Below are 16,072 nucleotides of genomic sequence, written 5' to 3'. Positions count from 1 at the left end.
CCCGTATGGCCGCAGGCAGTTCAGCCACCAGAGCCGGCGTTGCCGCTACTCTAATGTCATGACTTTTAATGAAGGGGCCCGACTGGATCCGTCGCAGGCCGAAGACCGGAGGGGCCGTGGCGGAATGGGCCGTGGCGGCAAAGTTGGTTTGGGGCTGGGCGGAGGCATCGTGGTGCTTATTGGCGCACTGCTGGGCATCAACCCGGACATGCTGACGGCAATATTGGGTGAGGGCGGGGACCAGCCGGCGATTGAACAGTCGGGGTCCGCCCTGGAACGCTGCCAGACAGGGCAGGACGCGAACGACAACCTCGACTGCCGGATTCTCGGCACGGCCAACTCCCTGAACAGTTTCTGGCCCGGCTACCTGGACCAATACGGTGTGAAGTATTCCGTCCCCAAGACGGTGATCTTCTCTGGCGGCGTCGACACAGCGTGCGGCGCGGCCACCTCAGCCGTCGGGCCGTTCTACTGCCCGGGCGACAACAAGGCATATTTTGACCCTGACTTCTTTAGCCAGCTTGAGACCCAGTACGGTTCCTCGGGCGGGCCGCTGGCGCAGGAGTATGTGGTGGCCCACGAATTTGGCCACCACATCCAAAACCTCACCGGCACCATCGGCAAGGCCCAGCAGGATCCCCAAGGCGCCCAGTCGGCCGCCGTCCGCACGGAGCTGCAGGCCGACTGCTATGCGGGCATTTGGATGCGTTATGCCTCAACCAAGTCTGCTGCGGAAGGCAGCGAGCCGTTCCTGAAGCCGCTGGTGCAAAGCGATCTCAATGATGCCTTGTCAGCGGCATCATCCGTGGGTGATGACAGGATCCAGCAGGCTGCCACCGGCCGGACCAACCCGGAGTCGTGGAGCCACGGCTCAAGCGAGCAGCGGCAAAAATGGCTCTACACGGGCTACGAAAACGCTGATCTTGCCGCCTGCGACACGTTCGCCGTGCCCCAGGTGTAGCCAAGCAGCGCCAGCCGGCATCCCGCCGTCGCCCATTAACCACCGTTAACCACATCCAGCCCGCAGTTATGGTCGCGAAACACCGTGAAATCACGTGTTTTGCAACCACAACGGCGGGCCAGTTGTTTAAAGCCAGATGCTGCGGACTAGATGTTGAAGCCGAGGGCCCGCATCTGGTCGCGTCCGTCGTCCGTGATTTTTTCCGGACCCCACGGCGGCATCCACACCCAGTTGATGCGCCATTCGTCAACAATCGGGCCAAGGGAGTTCTCCACTTGTTCCTCGATGACGTCTTGCAGGGGGCAGGCCGCGGTGGTCAGCGTCATGTCCAACAGCAAGGCGCCGTCGTCGCCGTAGCGCAGGCCGTACAGCAGACCCAGATCGACGATGTTGACGCCAAGCTCGGGGTCAATGACGTCCTTGAGGGCTTCCTCAACGTCTTCGAGGTCAGTTGCGCCAGCAACAATGGCTGCGCTTGTTTCGCTGATGTCAGTCATGATTCCTTCTTAGCGGTGGTTGAGTTGTGCAGCTGTTAGGCCGTTGCCGACTCTGCAACCAGGTAACGGTCGTAGCCTTCGTCTTCCAAGCGGTCAGCCAGTTCCGGGCCGCCCTGTTCGGCGATGGCGCCGTCGACAAACACGTGGACAAACTGCGGCTTGATGTAGCGCAGGATGCGTGTGTAGTGGGTGATGAGCACAGTGCCGAGGCCGCCGGCTTCGATGGCGCGGTTCACGCCTTCGGCAACAACCTTCAACGCGTCAACGTCAAGGCCCGAGTCGGTCTCGTCCAGGACGGCGAACTTGGGCTTGAGCAGTTCGAGCTGGAGGATCTCGTGGCGCTTCTTTTCGCCGCCGGAGAAGCCTTCGTTGACGTTGCGCTCTGCGAACTCGGGCTCGATGCGCAGCTGCGCCATGGCAGCCTTGACGTCCTTGGTCCAGGTGCGCAGCTTCGGGGCTTCGCCGTCAACGGCCGTCTTGGCTGTGCGCAGGAAGTTGGTCATGGTGACGCCGGGGATTTCCACCGGGTACTGCATGGCCAGGAACAGTCCTGCGCGGGCACGCTGGTCAACGGTCATGGCCAGGACGTCTTCGCCGTCGAGGGTGATGGAGCCGCTGTCGACCGTGTAGCGAGGGTGGCCGGCAATGGTGGCTGCCAGGGTTGACTTGCCTGAGCCGTTGGGGCCCATGATGGCGTGGGTTTCGCCGGTGTTGACTGTCAGGCTGACGCCCTTGAGAATCGGCTTGGCGCCCTGCTCGGTCACAATGCTGACGTGCAGGTCCTTGATTTCCAGAGTAGACATACTCTATTTTCTCCTAAAAAGTGTGTTTGCGGTGCTTGCAGGGGACGCTGTTACTGCGTGCTGACACCGTTGAGAATGTTGGTGACGTCCACATAGACGTCGCTGCCTTGAACGCTCAGGGCAAAGACGGGCACGGGCTCGAACGCCGGCAATGTCAGCGGTTGGCCTGTTTTCAGGTCAAAGGAGCTGCCATGGGCCCAGCATTCGAGTGTGCCGTCCTCCACGTCGCCTTCGCTCAAGGAGATCTCTGCGTGTGAGCAGGTGTCCCCGATTGCGTGCAGTTCCCCGTAGGAGTCCCGCACGACGGCGATGGGGTAATCGTCAACCTCGACCAGCAAGGCTGACTTCACCTGGACGTCGCTGTCTTGGCAGACAATGACGCCGGCGGGCGTGGAGGATTCGCTCATTGCGGTGTCGCTGCCAATTCGCGTTCCACGGAGTCGCGCAAACGCTCTTCGAGGGCGGGAACCTTGATGCTCTGGATGACTTCGTTCAAGAAGCCGCGGACCACCAGGCGGCGGGCAACGCTTTCCTCAATGCCGCGGGCCTGAAGGTAGAACAGCTGCTCATCGTCAAAGCGGCCGGTGGCACTTGCGTGTCCGGCGCCTTCGATCAGGCCTGTCTCAATTTCCAGGTTGGGCACTGAATCGGCGCGGGCGCCCTGGGTCAGGATCAAGTTGCGGTTCAGCTCGTACGTGTCGGTGCCTTCGGCCTCGGCACGGATCAGCACATCGCCAATCCAGACCGCGTGTGCACCCTCGCCCTGCAGCGCACCCTTGTAGGTGACGCGTGACTTGCAGTGCTTGGTGGAGTGGTCAACGAACAAGCGCTGTTCCAGGTGCTGGCCGGCATCTGCAAAGAACAAGCCGTTCATTTCAACGTCTCCGCCGGTGCTGGTGTAGCGGGCAGACGGTGTGGTGCGCAGCAGGTCGCCGCCGAGGTTGATGACCACGTGCTTGACCTTCGCGTCGCGGCCCACCGTGATGTGCTGGGCGCTGGCGTGCACTGCGTCGTCGTTCCAGTCCTGGATGCTGACGACGGTGAGGTTGGCGCCGTCCTCGACCACAACTTCAACGTTCTCGCTCAACACGGCGGTGCCGCGGTGGTCAAGAACGACAACACCGGTTGCAAACTTTTTGGCCTGCACCACAATGTGGGCTGCGGCCGGGGTGTCGCCCTGGCCTGTCAGCGTCAAGGTGGTGACGTTCTCGGCCGTGCCGGCGAACTCGGCAGGCAGGGTGACGATCGTTGCCTCCTTGAAGTTTTCCCATGCGGCGGCAGCCACACGGTCCTCCGGGATGCCTGCCGTGCCAATGCGTGCGTCGTCGCGGCCCACTGTTTCAACCGTCACGCCGTCGGGCTTGGAAACCTCGACGACGGGTGCTGCACCATTGAGCTCCTGGCCCTTGATGCCCACCCTGTCGAGGCCGCGCAGGCGCTTGAGCGGTGTGAAGCGCCAGTCCTCTTCGCGGCCGGTGATGGCCGGGAAGTCGGCAAGCTTGTAGGAGGTCAGACGGCCGGCGCGTGAGCTGTCCGGGACGCCGGCGCCGCCACCATGGCTGTCGCCGCCGTGGCTGTGGGCCTTGGCGGCGCTGCCGCCCAGGGGACCCGACTCGGGGTTGATCTCGGAGAGGCTTTCGCCTTCCTCGGTCATGCCCTTGATGAAGTCCTGCGACCAGACCTTTGAATCTGTTTCTTGTTCTTGCGTGAGCTCGGTCATTTAGCCGACGGCCCCTTCCATCTGCAGTTCAATCAGGCGGTTCAGTTCAAGTGCGTATTCCATGGGCAGTTCCTTGGCGATCGGCTCGATGAAGCCGCGCACAATCATGGCCATGGCCTCGTCCTCGGGCATGCCGCGGGACTGCAGGTAGAACAACTGCTCTTCACTGACCTTGGAGACCGTGGCCTCGTGGCCCATGGAAACGTCGTCTTCACGAACGTCAACATAGGGGTAGGTGTCGGACCGCGAAATGGTGTCAACCAGCAGCGCGTCGCAACGGACGGTGTTGGCCGAATGGTTTGCACCCTCACGGATCTGCACGAGGCCGCGGTACGCCGAGCGTCCGCCACCGCGGGCAACCGACTTGGAGATGATGGAGGACTGCGTGTTTGGCGCAATGTGCACCATCTTGGAGCCGGTGTCCTGGTGCTGGCCTGCGCCGGCAAATGCCACCGACAGGGTCTCACCCTTGGCGTGCTCGCCGACAAGGTACACGGCCGGGTACTTCATGGTGACCTTGGAGCCGATGTTGCCGTCGACCCACTCCATGGTGGCGCCTTCGTGGGCAATGGCGCGCTTTGTCACCAGGTTGTACACGTTGTTGGACCAGTTCTGGATGGTGGTGTAGCGAACGCGGGCGTTCTTCTTCACGACAATTTCGACGACGGCGGAGTGCAGCGAGTCCGAGGTGTAGATCGGTGCCGTGCAACCCTCGATGTAGTGCACGTAGCTGCCTTCATCGGCGATGATCAGCGTGCGCTCAAACTGGCCCATGTTCTCGGTGTTGATGCGGAAGTAGGCCTGCAGCGGAATCTCCACGTGGACGCCCGGGGGGACGTACACGAAGGAACCGCCGGACCAGACAGCCGTGTTCAAAGAGGCGAACTTGTTGTCGCCGATCGGGATCATGGTGGCGAAGTATTCCTGGAAGAGCTCAGGGTATTCGCGCAGGCCGGTGTCGGTGTCGGTGAAGATGACGCCCTGGGCTTCCAGGTCCTCGCGGATCTGGTGGTAGACCACTTCGGATTCGTACTGGGCCGTGACGCCGCCGACGAGGCGGTTGCGCTCGGCTTCCGGGATGCCAAGCTTCTCGTAGGTGTTGCGGATGTCTTCCGGCAGCTCTTCCCACGTGGTTGCCTGCTTCTCCGTGGACCGCACGAAGTACTTGATGTTGTCGAAGTCAATGCCCGACAGGTCCGCACCCCAGGTGGGCATGGGCTTGCGGTCGAAGTACTTCAGGCCCTTCAGGCGCATGTCCAGCATCCACTGGGGCTCGCCCTTCTTGGCCGAGATGTCGCGGACAACCTCTTCGTTCACGCCGCGGCGGGCGTTGTCGCTGGACTCGTTTTTGTCCGACCAGCCGAAGGCGTAGTTTCCCAAGCCTTCAAGCTCGGGGTTTGCTTCGAGGATGTGGTGGAGCGTGGTGTCTTCGACAGCAGTCTCTGCGCCTACATCCTGCGCTATTTGATCCGTCATCACGGCCTTTCTTGCTGATGGTTGGAAATGTGGTTCGCCGGGCGTTGGGTGCCCGTCGGAACGATTGATGCCGGCGCACCGGGGGCTCGCACTATCTTCGTTGGCGAAACCCTTGTTGGTGCCGTGCCGGTAAGTGGTGCCGTGCCGGTAAGTGTTGTGTCGGTTGGTGCCGTGCCCGGTGGTGTTGTGCCGGTGGGCACGGTGCCGAGTTTTCGCACGACGGCGCGTCCGGTGGGCACGTGCGTGGTGCACACATGTCCGCCACTGGCCATGGTCGACAGCCTGCGCACGTCGACGCCGATGAGCCGGGCAAACACCTGGGTTTCGGCGTCGCAAAATTCCGGAAAGGAACTGGCCAGTTCCTGGATGGGGCAGTGGCCCTGGCACAATTGTTCGGCTGCCATGGCGGTGCCCGGGTTCAGTGAATTCGAGCTGGCCACAAAACGATCCTTGTTCAAGGCGGCGGCGAGTGCCTTGGACCTGGCGGCAACATCAGTCCCGGCGGCGTCAACCACCGGCTGGTACTTGGCCTCCATTTTGGCAAACCGGCGCTTGGCGAATTCGACAACGCCGACAGCGCCATGGGTGCCGGCAAGTTCCCCCAGCGCCAATTTCGCGATTTCCAGGTAGTCGTCACCGATTTCGGTTTGTCCGCGCCGGGAAACCACGTACCTGCGGGCAGGGCGTCCGGCACCGCTTTTGGCGTTGCTGATGAGCTTGACCTCGATGAGGCCTTCGCGGGTCAAGGTGTCCAAGTGCCTGCGGACGGCTGCGGGCGTCAGCCCCAGCAGGGTGCCCAGCTGCGCTGCACTGACAGGTCCATGTTCCAGGACGGCGGTCAAGACGCGGTCACGGGTACGTTCGTCAGGTTCAACGGCGGGGTTGGCCGCCGGCTCAACATGCTGACTCATTAACACCTCCACGCACTTGAAAAAAACCTACAACAATAGACAACACAAGTATGCCGTAATTGACTAACCCGTGCCACTAAGGTGAGCCTACCCACGCCCCGGCACCGGTGCGGCCAAGCACTCAAGTCCGTCGCGTACAATGGCCGCGTGACAAAGACACTTTCCCCTGCCCTGGAAATCTCCGGGCTCATCAAGGACGTGGGGCCCCTGCCGGCACTGGATGGCCGGATGAAACGCATCGTTTCCAACATTAGCCTGAAGGCACATTTTGGTGCAGTCACCGCGCTGCTCGGTGCCAACGGAGCAGGCAAAACGACCACCATCGAGTGCGCGCAGGGCCTGCAAACCAGGACCGGGGGCAGCATTTCGCTGCTGGGCCACGACCCGCAGAACGCTGACGCCGGGCTGCGTTCCCGGGTTGGCGTCATGCTGCAGGACGGCGGGCTGCCGCCTGCCGCCCGCCCCGTCGCACTTTTGCGCCATGTTGCGAGCCTCTACGCCAACCCGCTCGGCGTTGACGCGCTGGTCGAGCGGCTCGGCATCGGTGAGTTCTCCGACACAAACATCCGTCGTCTTTCGGGCGGCCAGAAGCAGCGTGTGGCGTTGGCCGCAAGCCTCCTGGGCAATCCGGAGGTGCTGTTTCTCGACGAACCCAGCGCCGGCCTCGACCCCCAGTCGAGGCTCATGGTGTTTGAACTGATCCGGGAACTCCGGGACAGCGGCAAGGCCATCGTTTTGACCACCCATCTCCTTGATGACGCCCAGCGGCTGGCGGACTACGTCTACATCGTGGACAAGGGCGAGTCGGTCGCCCAGGGCACCGTTCCGGAATTACTGGAGCAGTCAACGGCGGCGCTCAACCGGCGCGTCATGACGTTTGAGGCCGCGCCCAGGCTGGACCTGTCGCCCCTGGCCCGCACAGGCCTTTCCTGCACCGAGACCCGTCCCGGCAGCTACGCGCTGTCCGGCAAGCTTGAACCGGCGGACCTGGGCCGCTTCGGCGGCTGGTGCGCAGAGCACGCAATCATGCCTACCTCCGTCCACTTGGCCTCCCAATCGCTTGAGGATGTTTTCCTGGCGATATCCCGCGGCGAACAAGCCGCGAACACCGAAGCCACAACAAAACCGGAAGCCTTGGGGATTTCATGAGCACGCTCTTTCACGACGCCCCGGCGGGCCGGGCCGCGACGCTGGCACGCAGAATCATCAACCAAGGCAAGTATGAGGCCGGCACGATGCTGCGCAACGGCGAGCAGCTGGTGCTCATGGTTGTCATGCCCCTGCTGGGGCTGCTGGCCCTGGTGGTCACACCCCTGCTTGACGGCATGGGCCATCCCAGGGTCGCAATCGCGACGCCGGGCATCCTGGCCTTGTGTGCGTTGTCAACGGCCTTTACCGGTCAGGGCATTGCCACCGGCTTCGACCGCCGCTACGGCGTGCTGCGGTTTCTCTCCACCACGCCGCTGGGCAAAGGCGGCTTGATTGCCGGCAAGGTCATTGCCGTGTTGGTGGCGTTGGCCCTGCAGGTCGTGCTGATCTCCACCGTGGCTGCTTTCATGGGCTGGCGGCCGCCGCTGGCCGGTGTGCTGCTGGGCATCCCCCTGCTGGTCTTGGGCGCTGCGGCGTTCACCGCGCTTGGGCTGCTCATTGCAGGGACGGTGCGTCCGGAGGCAACCCTGGCCATCACCAACCTTGGCTGGATCTTGTTTGCCGCCGTCGGCGGGATTGTGCTGCCCGCCGGGAAGTTCTCCCACACCCTGGACGGGATCGTGGAGTGGCTCCCCTCCGGCGCGCTGGGGAACCTCATGCGCGCCGCCCTGATCGAAAGCCGCCTGGACCTGTGGGGGCTCATTATTTTACTGGCGTGGGCAGTGGTTGCGGCCGTTGCAGCCGTCAAGTGGTTCAAATGGAATTGAAAGGCGTCACCGAAGTGAGTCAAAACAGCACGCGACTGCAAACCACGTTGCGAAACTTTGCCGGGAAACTGCCCACCGGCATCACCCCCGCGATCAAGCGCCTTGCGGTGGGCTCCCTCATCGGCCAGGGCGTGCTCATCGTATCCGGCGGCGTCGTGCGTGTCACGGGCTCAGGCCTTGGCTGCCCCACCTGGCCCAAGTGCACTGCGGAATCACTCACCAACACCGCCGAGATGGGCATCCACGGCTTCATCGAATTCGCCAACCGCACGCTCACGTTCGCCCTGGCCGCCGTCGGACTTGCCCTGCTGGTGCTGCTGTGGAACCTGCGCAAGGAACGCAAGGACCTGTTCTGGCTCGCCTTTGGCCTGCTTGCCGTCATTCCCGCGCAGGCGGTCATTGGCGGCATCACGGTGCTGACGGGCCTCAACCCGTTCGTGGTGAGCCTGCACTTCCTGGTTTCGGCCGCGCTGGTCGTTGTGTCCATGCTGCTCGTCAACCGGGTTTACGGCAGGACGGGCACGACGGCGCCCACCAACCTTGCGCGCCCCGCCCGCCCGGTCCGGCAGCTCAGTGTTGTCGCCGCAGCCGCGAGCTACCTGGCGGTTGTGCTCGGCACGCTGGTGACCGGGTCCGGACCGCACTCGGGTGATTCCACGTCGCCGCGCATGGGCCTCGACGGCTATCTGGTGACGCGCATCCACGTGGTGCCCGTCTATGTACTGGTTGTTGCGTCCCTGCTGCTTGTCATCCTTGTGTGGCGCAACGGCAAGGGCGACATAATGCGCCACGCCGCGATCCTGCTCTTTGTTTCGGTGCTTGCCCAAGGCTTCATCGGCTACTGGCAGTATTTCACCGGGATTCCGATTCTGCTGGTCATCGCCCACATGGCCGGCGCCTCGCTGATGCTGTCCGTGGGCACCAACATCGTTGATGTGGCACTGCGCCGGGGCTCGGAGTCCGTTCGGGCCAAGTAGCCCCCACCAGCAGTCATGCCCGGTGTGTCCGCCTGAAAAGGTCGATGCACCGGGCTTTGCTGTCGGTGACGGGTTGCCGGTTGCGGGTTGCGGGTTGGTGGTTGTGGGTTAAGGGTTGAGACCGCCAGGTGGTGGCAGGGACCGGGCCCGGACACCGTCCCGCGGTGTGCTGCGTCAGCGCGGCCGTCCATTCTGCAGCAGTTGTTGCCGCGCGCACTTCATGGCACCATTCCGGCGGACCCGCGACACGCAGCGGGCACAAGAAAAGCGGCCGGCGACCTCTCCGGGGAGAGGCGGCCGACCGCCGTCGTGCATCAAGAAATGGTCAGCCCATCAGGGCCGAACCAACGAACGGATCCACGGCCAGGGACAGGAAGACCAACGTCAGGTAGGTGATGGAGGCGTGAAAAACCTTCATGGCGTTCTTCTTGGTGACGAGGTCCTTTTTGGAGTTGTTGTACAAGGTGTGGGCCTCGTACAGGAACCAGGCACCTGCGGCGGCGGTGACCACGGTGTACACAATGCCTGCGCCGCCCAGCGGAACCATCAGCAGTGAACACACAACCATGGCCCATGTGTACAGGACCACCTGCACGGCAACGGTGCGTGAACCCGCAACCGCACCCAGCATGGGCACGTTGACGGCGTTGTAGTCGTCGCTGTAACGCATTGACAGCGGCCAGTAGTGCGGCGGCGTCCACAGGAAAATGATCATGAACAAGATCACGGCAGGCCACTGCACGGTGTTGGTGACGGCGGCCCAGGCGATCAACACCGGCATGCAGCCGGCGGCACCGCCCCAGACGATGTTTTGCGAGGTCCGGCGCTTGAGAATGAGCGAGTAGACCACCACGTACAGGAAAATCGCGCCAATGCCGAGCATGCCCGTCAATGGATTGATGCTCCACAGCAGGGCCACGGCCAGGACAGTGAGGATCCAGGAGAAGACGAGCGCCTCGCGCGGCGTGATGACACCGGTGACAAGGGGCCGCTTGGAGGTGCGGTTCATGACCTTGTCGATGTCGCGGTCAATGTAGCAGTTGAAGGCGCCGGACGCACCGGCGGCCAACGCGCCGCCCACCATCGTGGCGACCATGAGCCAGAGGCTGGGAACACCTGAATTCCCGGCGAAACCATGCGCGTAAAACATGGTGGGCAAGGTGGTGACCAGCAGCAGTTCCACGACCCGCGGTTTTGTCAGGGCCAAATAACCCTTGGCTTTTTCCGAAAAGCCAATGGAAACTTTTGGCGAAGTTTCAACAGCCGGGGTATGAGTTGCACTCACGTGTAATGTCACCATGTTTTCATTGTTGATTCGGCGCAGGTTATTCATGCTGCGCTGTCGGCCCGGTCCGGTGCAGGATTGCTGTTGCGGCATTGCCAACGCACCGGGCAGACCTGCTGCCATCATACCCGTTTCTGCCCGCACAGCACTAAATCCGCTTAAGTCAAGGCGCGGTGTTTGTGTTCTCAACAAATGAAAACCAATCACGCTTGTGGCGCCAACTCGTGTAACTTTAGAAGCACCTGGCCTGGTGGGTTCAAGCAGTTCCCCGAACCCGCAGGACTAAGCTTGATTCAGAGCTTGACTCAGCTGGAGCAGCACCCTGGGGCAGGGCCCGGGATCCAGCAGTCGCCGCTGGATTGTTGAGTTTCGCGCATGTTTACCCTGCACTTGCAGTATTTATGCCCATAACGAGAGGGACCCGTCAGTGTCACATCTGGAATTGCCAACGTTCACCTGGACCGCCAACGATCAGCGAGCAGTGGACACCGCCCGCATTTTGGCCGCAGACGCCGTTGAAAAGGTGGGCAACGGCCACCCCGGAACAGCCATGTCACTGGCCCCGGCCGCGTACCTGCTGTTCCAGAAGGTCATGCGCATCGATCCCAAGAACCCGGACTGGATGGGCCGCGACCGCTTCATCCTCTCCCCCGGCCACACCTCGCTGACACTCTATGTGCAGCTGTTCCTGTCCGGCTTCGGCCTGGAACTGTCGGACCTTGAAGCACTGCGCACCTGGGGTTCGCTGACCCCCGGCCACCCCGAGTACAAGCACACCGCAGGCGTTGAAATCACCACCGGCCCGCTGGGACAGGGCCTGGCCTCCGCCGTGGGGTTCGCCTACTCACAGCGCCGCATGCGCGGGCTGATGGACCCCGACGCCGCCCCGGGCACCAGCCCGTTCGACCACACCGTCTGGGTCATTGCCTCCGACGGCGACATGCAGGAAGGCGTGACCAGCGAGGCTTCGAGCCTGGCCGGGCACCAGGAGCTGGGCAACATGGTTGTCATCTACGACTCCAACCACATCTCCATTGAAGACGACACCAACATCGCCTACTCCGAGGATGTCCTCAAGCGCTACGAGGCCTATGGCTGGCACGTCCAGCGCGTCGACTGGACCAAGACCGGTGAATACGTTGAAGACGTTGCCGAACTGCACGCAGCCCTGGCCGCGGCCAAGGCTGAGACGGGCAAACCGTCCATCATCTCCCTGCGGACCATCATTGGTTTCCCGGCACCGAAGAAGCAGAACACCGGCGCCATCCACGGCTCGGCACTGGGTGCCCCCGAAGTTGCCGCGCTGAAGGAATTCCTTGGCTTTGACCCGGAGAAGCACTTCGACGTGGAGCCGGACGTCCTGGACCACGCCCGCCAGGTTGGGGCCCGCGGCGCTGCCGCCCGTGAAGAGTGGACTGCAGGCTTCGATGCCTGGAAGGCCGCCAATCCGGAGAACGCCGCACTCCTTGAGCGCATCGAGAAGAAGGAACTTCCGGCCGGCTGGGAAGAAAACCTGCCCGTCTTTGAAGGCGGCAAGGACGTTTCCACCCGTGCAGCTTCCGGCAAGGTCCTGAACGCCATTGGTGGGGTGCTCCCCGAACTGTGGGGCGGTTCCTGCGACCTCGCCGGTTCAAACAACACCACCATCGAGGGCTCCGGCTCATTCGTGCCGGCATCGAAGCAGACGGACACCTGGTCGGGCGGACCCTACGGCCGGGTGCTGCACTTCGGCATCCGCGAACACGCCGCCGCTGCCATCGTCAACGGCATCCACCTGGGCGGGCCCACACGCGCCTTCTCGGGAACGTTCCTGATCTTCAGCGACTACCAGCGCCCCGCCATCCGCCTCTCGGCGCTCATGGGCGTGCCGTCCATCTATGTGTGGACGCACGACTCCATCGGCCTTGGCGAGGACGGCCCGACGCACCAGCCGGTTGAACAGCTTTCCACCCTGCGGGCCATTCCGGGACTGGACGTTGTCCGACCCGGCGATCCCAACGAGGTTGCCGCGGCCTGGAAGAAGATCCTGGAGACCAAGGAAAACCCGGCCGGCATTGTGCTGACCCGCCAGAACATTCCGACGTACGCCCGCGGCACCGGCGCAGCCACCGCCAGCGAGTTTGCCTCGGCCGAGCTGGTTGCCAAGGGCGGCTACGTCCTGGCCGAGGCCGTGTCCGACGGCGCCGTCGTCACCCCCGCCGTGATCCTGATCGCCACGGGCTCCGAGGTCCAGCTGGCGGTCGAGGCCCGCGAGGCACTGGCAGCCGAAGGCGTCGCAGCCCGCGTCGTCTCCATGCCCTGTGTCGAGTGGTTCAACGCCCAGCCCGCCGAGTACCGCGAGCAGGTCCTGCCCGCCGCCATCAAGGCCCGAGTCTCCGTGGAAGCGGGCCTGGCCCTGGGCTGGCGTGAGTTTGTCGGCGACGCCGGCCGTTCCATCTCGCTCGAGCACTTTGGCGCCTCTGCCGACTACAAGGTCTTGTTCAACGAATTCGGCATCACCTCCGAAGCCGTGACCGCCGCTGCCAAGGATTCCCTGGCCGCAGCGAACGCGTAGCAGTTTTTGACTGCCGGGCAGCCGCATCTGCGGCTGCCCGGCAGCACTCTCCATAAACTTCGTCCCGCCGCCGCCAGCGGCTGCCACCGGCCACTGGCGGCGGCGGGAATAGAACACCCAACCTGGACTGCTGAAACAAGCAGTGCCTGGTTTCCCGGCACCGACAGATGCAGGGCCTGAATCCCAAGGAAGTAGCAAAATGACTAATTCAACTCCCACCGCCGCACTCTCCGCCGCAGGTGTCTCCATCTGGCTCGACGACCTTTCCCGCACCCGGATCAGCAGCGGCAGCCTGTCGGCACTGATCGCAGAGAAGAACGTTGTTGGCGTGACCACCAACCCCAGCATCTTCGAGGCAGCCATCACCAAGAGCGATGACTACAAGCCCGAGCTGAAGAAGTTCTCCGCCGCAGGCATCAGCGCGGAAGAAGCAGTCTTTGAACTCACCACGGCCGATGTGGCCGACGGTTGCGACCTGTTCGCCCCCATTGCCGACGCCACCAAGGGCGTCGACGGGCGCGTGTCCATCGAAGTTGACCCGCGCAAGGCCTGGGACACCGACGGCACCTTCGCAGAAGCAAAGCGCCTGTACGCCAAGGTCAACAAGAAGAACGTCTACATCAAGATCCCGGCAACGCTGGAGGGCCTCGAAGCCATCACCTCAACCCTTGGTGAAGGCATCAGCGTCAACGTGACCTTGATCTTCTCGCTCGACCGCTACCGGGCCGTCATGAACGCGTTCATCAGCGGCCTCGAGCTGGCCAAGGCAAACGGCCACAATCTGGCAGACATCCACTCGGTGGCTTCCTTCTTTGTGTCCCGCGTGGACCTGGAAATTGACGGCCGCCTGGACGCCATCGGCACCGAGGAAGCAGCCGCACTGAAGGGCAAGGCCGGCCTGGCCAACGCCCGACTGGCCTACCAGGCCTTCGAGGAAACCTTCTCCTCCGAACGCTGGGCACTGCTGGCCGACGCCGGTGCACTCCCCCAGCGCCCGTTGTGGGCCTCCACCGGTGTCAAGAACCCGGCCTACCCGGACACGCTGTACGTCACGGAGCTCGTCGCCGCCAACGTGGTCAACACCATGCCGGAGAAGACCCTGGACGCTGCCTTTGACCACGGCGTCGTCACCGGCGACACCATCACCGGCACGTACGAGGAATCCAACGCACTGCTGAACACGCTTGAGGGCCTGGGCATCTCCTACGCCGACGTCGTCAACCAGTTGGAGACCGAAGGCCTGGACAAGTTCGTGGCCAGCTGGAAGGACCTCCTCAGCCACGTCCAGGACGCACTTGACGCAGCCGGCTCGGAAGGCTGAGAACAATGACTTCACTGGCATTTGCGGCCACAGGCGCCGCACAGGCTGCCGGCGCCAAACACCTGATGACGCTTGTTGCAGACCAGGTGGCCTCACGAATCTTCGCCAAGGACGCCACCTTGTGGGGCCCGGACGCCGAAGCCGAGTCGGCCATCCGCCTTGGCTGGGTCGAGGCACCGGAGGTCTCCGCGCCCCTGGTTGAACAGATCACCGCGTTGCGTGATGAGTTGCGCGCCGAAGGCGTCAACCACATCGTGCTGTGCGGCATGGGCGGGTCGTCGCTGGCCCCCGAGGTCATCACGGCAACCGCCGGAGTTGAGCTGACCGTCCTTGACTCCACGAACCCGGACCAGGTCCGTGCCGCTGTCACCGACAGGCTGGCCACCACGGCCATCGTCGTCTCCTCCAAGTCGGGTTCGACGCTGGAAACGGATTCCCAGCGCCGCATCTTTGAGCAGGAGTTCACGGCTGCGGGCCTTGACGCCAAGTCTCGCATCATCATCGTCACCGACCCGGGCTCCCCGCTGGACGGCTCTGCCCGCGAGGCCGGCTACCGCAAGGTCTTCAACGCCGACCCCAACGTCGGCGGCCGCTATTCCGGACTGACAGCCTTTGGCCTGGTCCCCTCCGGCCTGGCCGGCGTCGACATCGGCGCCCTGCTGGAATCCGCCGAGGAGGCAGCCGAAATGCTGCGCGACGACGACGTTGACAATGTGGGCCTGCGCCTCGGCGCAGCCCTGGGCGGAACCTCTCCGCTGCGCAACAAGATTGTCATCGTTGACGAGGGCTCCGGCATTGTCGGATTCGCGGACTGGGCAGAACAGCTCATCGCCGAATCCACGGGCAAGCTCGGCACCGGACTGCTGCCGGTGGTGGCAGACCCCGACTCCCCCGAGGTCACAGGCGGTGCCTCCGACGTACTGGTGGTCCGGCTCGTGTCCGGGGACGCCGACGTCGAACTTCGCGAGAACGAACTCAGCATCGCCGGCGACCTTGGCGCCCAGATGATGGTGTGGGAATTCGCCACCTCCGTCGCGGGCCGCCTGTTGCGCATCAACCCCTTCGACCAGCCCGACGTGGAAGCGGCGAAGTCAGCCGCCCGCGGCCTGCTGGACGCGACGCCGGCAGCAACGCCGGCCTTGTTCACGGACGGTGCCGTTGAGGTGCGTTCGGCAAACGACGACGCCGAATGGCTGGCCGGGGCCGCAACGCTTGAGCAGGCGCTCACCGCCTTGGCAGGAACACTGCCCGCCGACGGCTACTTGAGCGTCCAGGCCTACCTCGACAGGCTGGCCCACGCCCCATTGGAGCAGATCCGCAACGAGCTGGCGGAGCTGACCTCGCGTCCAGTCACGTTCGGTTGGGGACCCCGGTTCCTGCACTCGACCGGGCAGTTCCACAAGGGCGGCCCCGCCGTCGGTGTGTTCCTGCAGGTCACAGCCGAGGCCGCGGAAGACCTGGCCATCCCCGACCGCCCCTTCAGCTTTGGCGAGCTGATTGCGGCCCAGGCTGCCGGTGACGCCGCCGTGTTGGCCGACCATGGACGTCCTGTTCTGCGCCTGCATTTCACGGACGTGGCTGCCGGCGTTGCCCAACTCAAGACTGCGGTGGCCGCACTTGCCGGCCGCCACTTAGACGCATAAGGCTGCCG

The 16,072-nt window shown here is 63.7% G+C and carries 14 protein-coding genes; 7 read left to right on the top strand and 7 right to left on the bottom strand.

Features of this window, described 5'->3' with window-relative positions:
• Positions 1 to 58: 58 nt before the first annotated feature.
• Positions 59 to 961 (top strand): KPN_02809 family neutral zinc metallopeptidase, encoded by a 903-nt coding sequence (ypfJ, locus tag ACT3TS_RS08815; RefSeq protein ID WP_444531132.1) that lies wholly within the window; start codon positions 59 to 61, stop codon positions 959 to 961.
• Positions 962 to 1,107: 146 nt separating this feature from the next.
• Here the strand turns inward: ypfJ and ACT3TS_RS08810 are convergent, their stop codons facing one another.
• From ACT3TS_RS08810 to ACT3TS_RS08785, 6 genes are read right to left on the bottom strand one after another with little or no spacing between them, the layout of a single operon-like run.
• On the bottom strand, positions 1,108 to 1,458 hold the full coding sequence (locus ACT3TS_RS08810; protein WP_444531131.1) for a metal-sulfur cluster assembly factor: 351 nt from the start codon (positions 1,456 to 1,458) through the stop codon (positions 1,108 to 1,110).
• Positions 1,459 to 1,493: 35 nt separating this feature from the next.
• Positions 1,494 to 2,261: a Fe-S cluster assembly ATPase SufC gene (gene sufC / locus ACT3TS_RS08805; RefSeq protein WP_444531130.1), complete on the bottom strand. Its 768-nt coding sequence runs from the start codon at positions 2,259 to 2,261 to the stop codon at positions 1,494 to 1,496.
• Between the two features lie 50 nt (positions 2,262 to 2,311).
• Complete coding sequence (locus tag ACT3TS_RS08800; RefSeq protein WP_444531129.1) at positions 2,312 to 2,668, bottom strand: non-heme iron oxygenase ferredoxin subunit; 357 nt, start codon at positions 2,666 to 2,668, stop codon at positions 2,312 to 2,314.
• Positions 2,665 to 3,981 (bottom strand): Fe-S cluster assembly protein SufD, encoded by a 1,317-nt coding sequence (gene sufD / locus ACT3TS_RS08795; RefSeq protein ID WP_444531128.1) that lies wholly within the window; start codon positions 3,979 to 3,981, stop codon positions 2,665 to 2,667. The genes ACT3TS_RS08800 and sufD overlap by 4 nt, the downstream gene beginning before the upstream one ends.
• Positions 3,982 to 5,457 (bottom strand): Fe-S cluster assembly protein SufB, encoded by a 1,476-nt coding sequence (gene sufB, locus ACT3TS_RS08790; protein WP_444531127.1) that lies wholly within the window; start codon positions 5,455 to 5,457, stop codon positions 3,982 to 3,984.
• Complete coding sequence (locus ACT3TS_RS08785; RefSeq protein WP_444531126.1) at positions 5,457 to 6,368, bottom strand: helix-turn-helix domain-containing protein; 912 nt, start codon at positions 6,366 to 6,368, stop codon at positions 5,457 to 5,459. The genes sufB and ACT3TS_RS08785 overlap by 1 nt, the downstream gene beginning before the upstream one ends.
• Positions 6,369 to 6,515: 147 nt before the next feature.
• Between ACT3TS_RS08785 and ACT3TS_RS08780 the strand changes: the two genes are divergently transcribed.
• From ACT3TS_RS08780 to ACT3TS_RS08770, 3 genes are read left to right on the top strand one after another with little or no spacing between them, the layout of a single operon-like run.
• Positions 6,516 to 7,517, top strand: a complete 1,002-nt coding sequence (locus ACT3TS_RS08780) for an ABC transporter ATP-binding protein (RefSeq protein WP_444531125.1) — start codon at positions 6,516 to 6,518, stop codon at positions 7,515 to 7,517.
• Entirely contained in the window at positions 7,514 to 8,284 is a 771-nt protein-coding gene (locus ACT3TS_RS08775) for an ABC transporter permease (protein ID WP_444531124.1), read from the top strand. Before ACT3TS_RS08780 ends, ACT3TS_RS08775 begins: the two co-directional genes overlap by 4 nt.
• Positions 8,285 to 8,298: 14 nt before the next feature.
• Positions 8,299 to 9,261 (top strand): COX15/CtaA family protein, encoded by a 963-nt coding sequence (locus ACT3TS_RS08770; RefSeq protein ID WP_444531123.1) that lies wholly within the window; start codon positions 8,299 to 8,301, stop codon positions 9,259 to 9,261.
• Between the two features lie 325 nt (positions 9,262 to 9,586).
• Here ACT3TS_RS08770 and ACT3TS_RS08765 read toward each other — a convergent pair whose 3' ends face one another.
• Entirely contained in the window at positions 9,587 to 10,558 is a 972-nt protein-coding gene (locus ACT3TS_RS08765) for a heme o synthase (RefSeq protein ID WP_444531176.1), read from the bottom strand.
• 424 nt (positions 10,559 to 10,982) lie between these two features.
• Here ACT3TS_RS08765 and tkt point away from each other — a divergent pair, with 424 nt between their 5' ends.
• The 3 genes from tkt to ACT3TS_RS08750 all read left to right on the top strand — a co-directional run bounded on the left by tkt (position 10,983) and on the right by ACT3TS_RS08750 (position 16,064).
• Entirely contained in the window at positions 10,983 to 13,100 is a 2,118-nt protein-coding gene (gene tkt / locus ACT3TS_RS08760) for a transketolase (protein WP_444531175.1), read from the top strand.
• A gap of 199 nt (positions 13,101 to 13,299) precedes the next feature.
• The gene (gene tal / locus ACT3TS_RS08755) at positions 13,300 to 14,421 is read left to right on the top strand and encodes a transaldolase (RefSeq protein WP_444531122.1); all 1,122 of its coding nucleotides are present in this window, start codon (positions 13,300 to 13,302) and stop codon (positions 14,419 to 14,421) included.
• Positions 14,422 to 14,426: 5 nt separating this feature from the next.
• Entirely contained in the window at positions 14,427 to 16,064 is a 1,638-nt protein-coding gene (locus tag ACT3TS_RS08750) for a glucose-6-phosphate isomerase (RefSeq protein WP_444531121.1), read from the top strand.
• The last annotated feature ends 8 nt before the right edge of the window (positions 16,065 to 16,072 follow it).

The sequence above is a fragment of the Specibacter sp. AOP5-B1-6 genome (genome assembly GCF_052376555.1).
Classification (GTDB): Bacteria; Actinomycetota; Actinomycetes; order Actinomycetales; family Micrococcaceae; genus Specibacter.
This window is presented reverse-complemented; position numbering and strand designations above follow the sequence as displayed.

Coding starts and splice junctions, on each gene's coding strand:
- sufB (WP_444531127.1), bottom strand. CDS start 5,457: ATGACGGATCAAATAGCGCAGGATGTAGGCGCAGAGACTGCTGTCGAA.
- ypfJ (WP_444531132.1), top strand. CDS start 59: ATGACTTTTAATGAAGGGGCCCGACTGGATCCGTCGCAGGCCGAAGAC.
- ACT3TS_RS08750 (WP_444531121.1), top strand. CDS start 14,427: ATGACTTCACTGGCATTTGCGGCCACAGGCGCCGCACAGGCTGCCGGC.
- sufD (WP_444531128.1), bottom strand. CDS start 3,981: ATGACCGAGCTCACGCAAGAACAAGAAACAGATTCAAAGGTCTGGTCG.
- ACT3TS_RS08800 (WP_444531129.1), bottom strand. CDS start 2,668: ATGAGCGAATCCTCCACGCCCGCCGGCGTCATTGTCTGCCAAGACAGC.
- sufC (WP_444531130.1), bottom strand. CDS start 2,261: ATGTCTACTCTGGAAATCAAGGACCTGCACGTCAGCATTGTGACCGAG.
- tal (WP_444531122.1), top strand. CDS start 13,300: ATGACTAATTCAACTCCCACCGCCGCACTCTCCGCCGCAGGTGTCTCC.
- ACT3TS_RS08785 (WP_444531126.1), bottom strand. CDS start 6,368: ATGAGTCAGCATGTTGAGCCGGCGGCCAACCCCGCCGTTGAACCTGAC.
- ACT3TS_RS08810 (WP_444531131.1), bottom strand. CDS start 1,458: ATGACTGACATCAGCGAAACAAGCGCAGCCATTGTTGCTGGCGCAACT.
- ACT3TS_RS08775 (WP_444531124.1), top strand. CDS start 7,514: ATGAGCACGCTCTTTCACGACGCCCCGGCGGGCCGGGCCGCGACGCTG.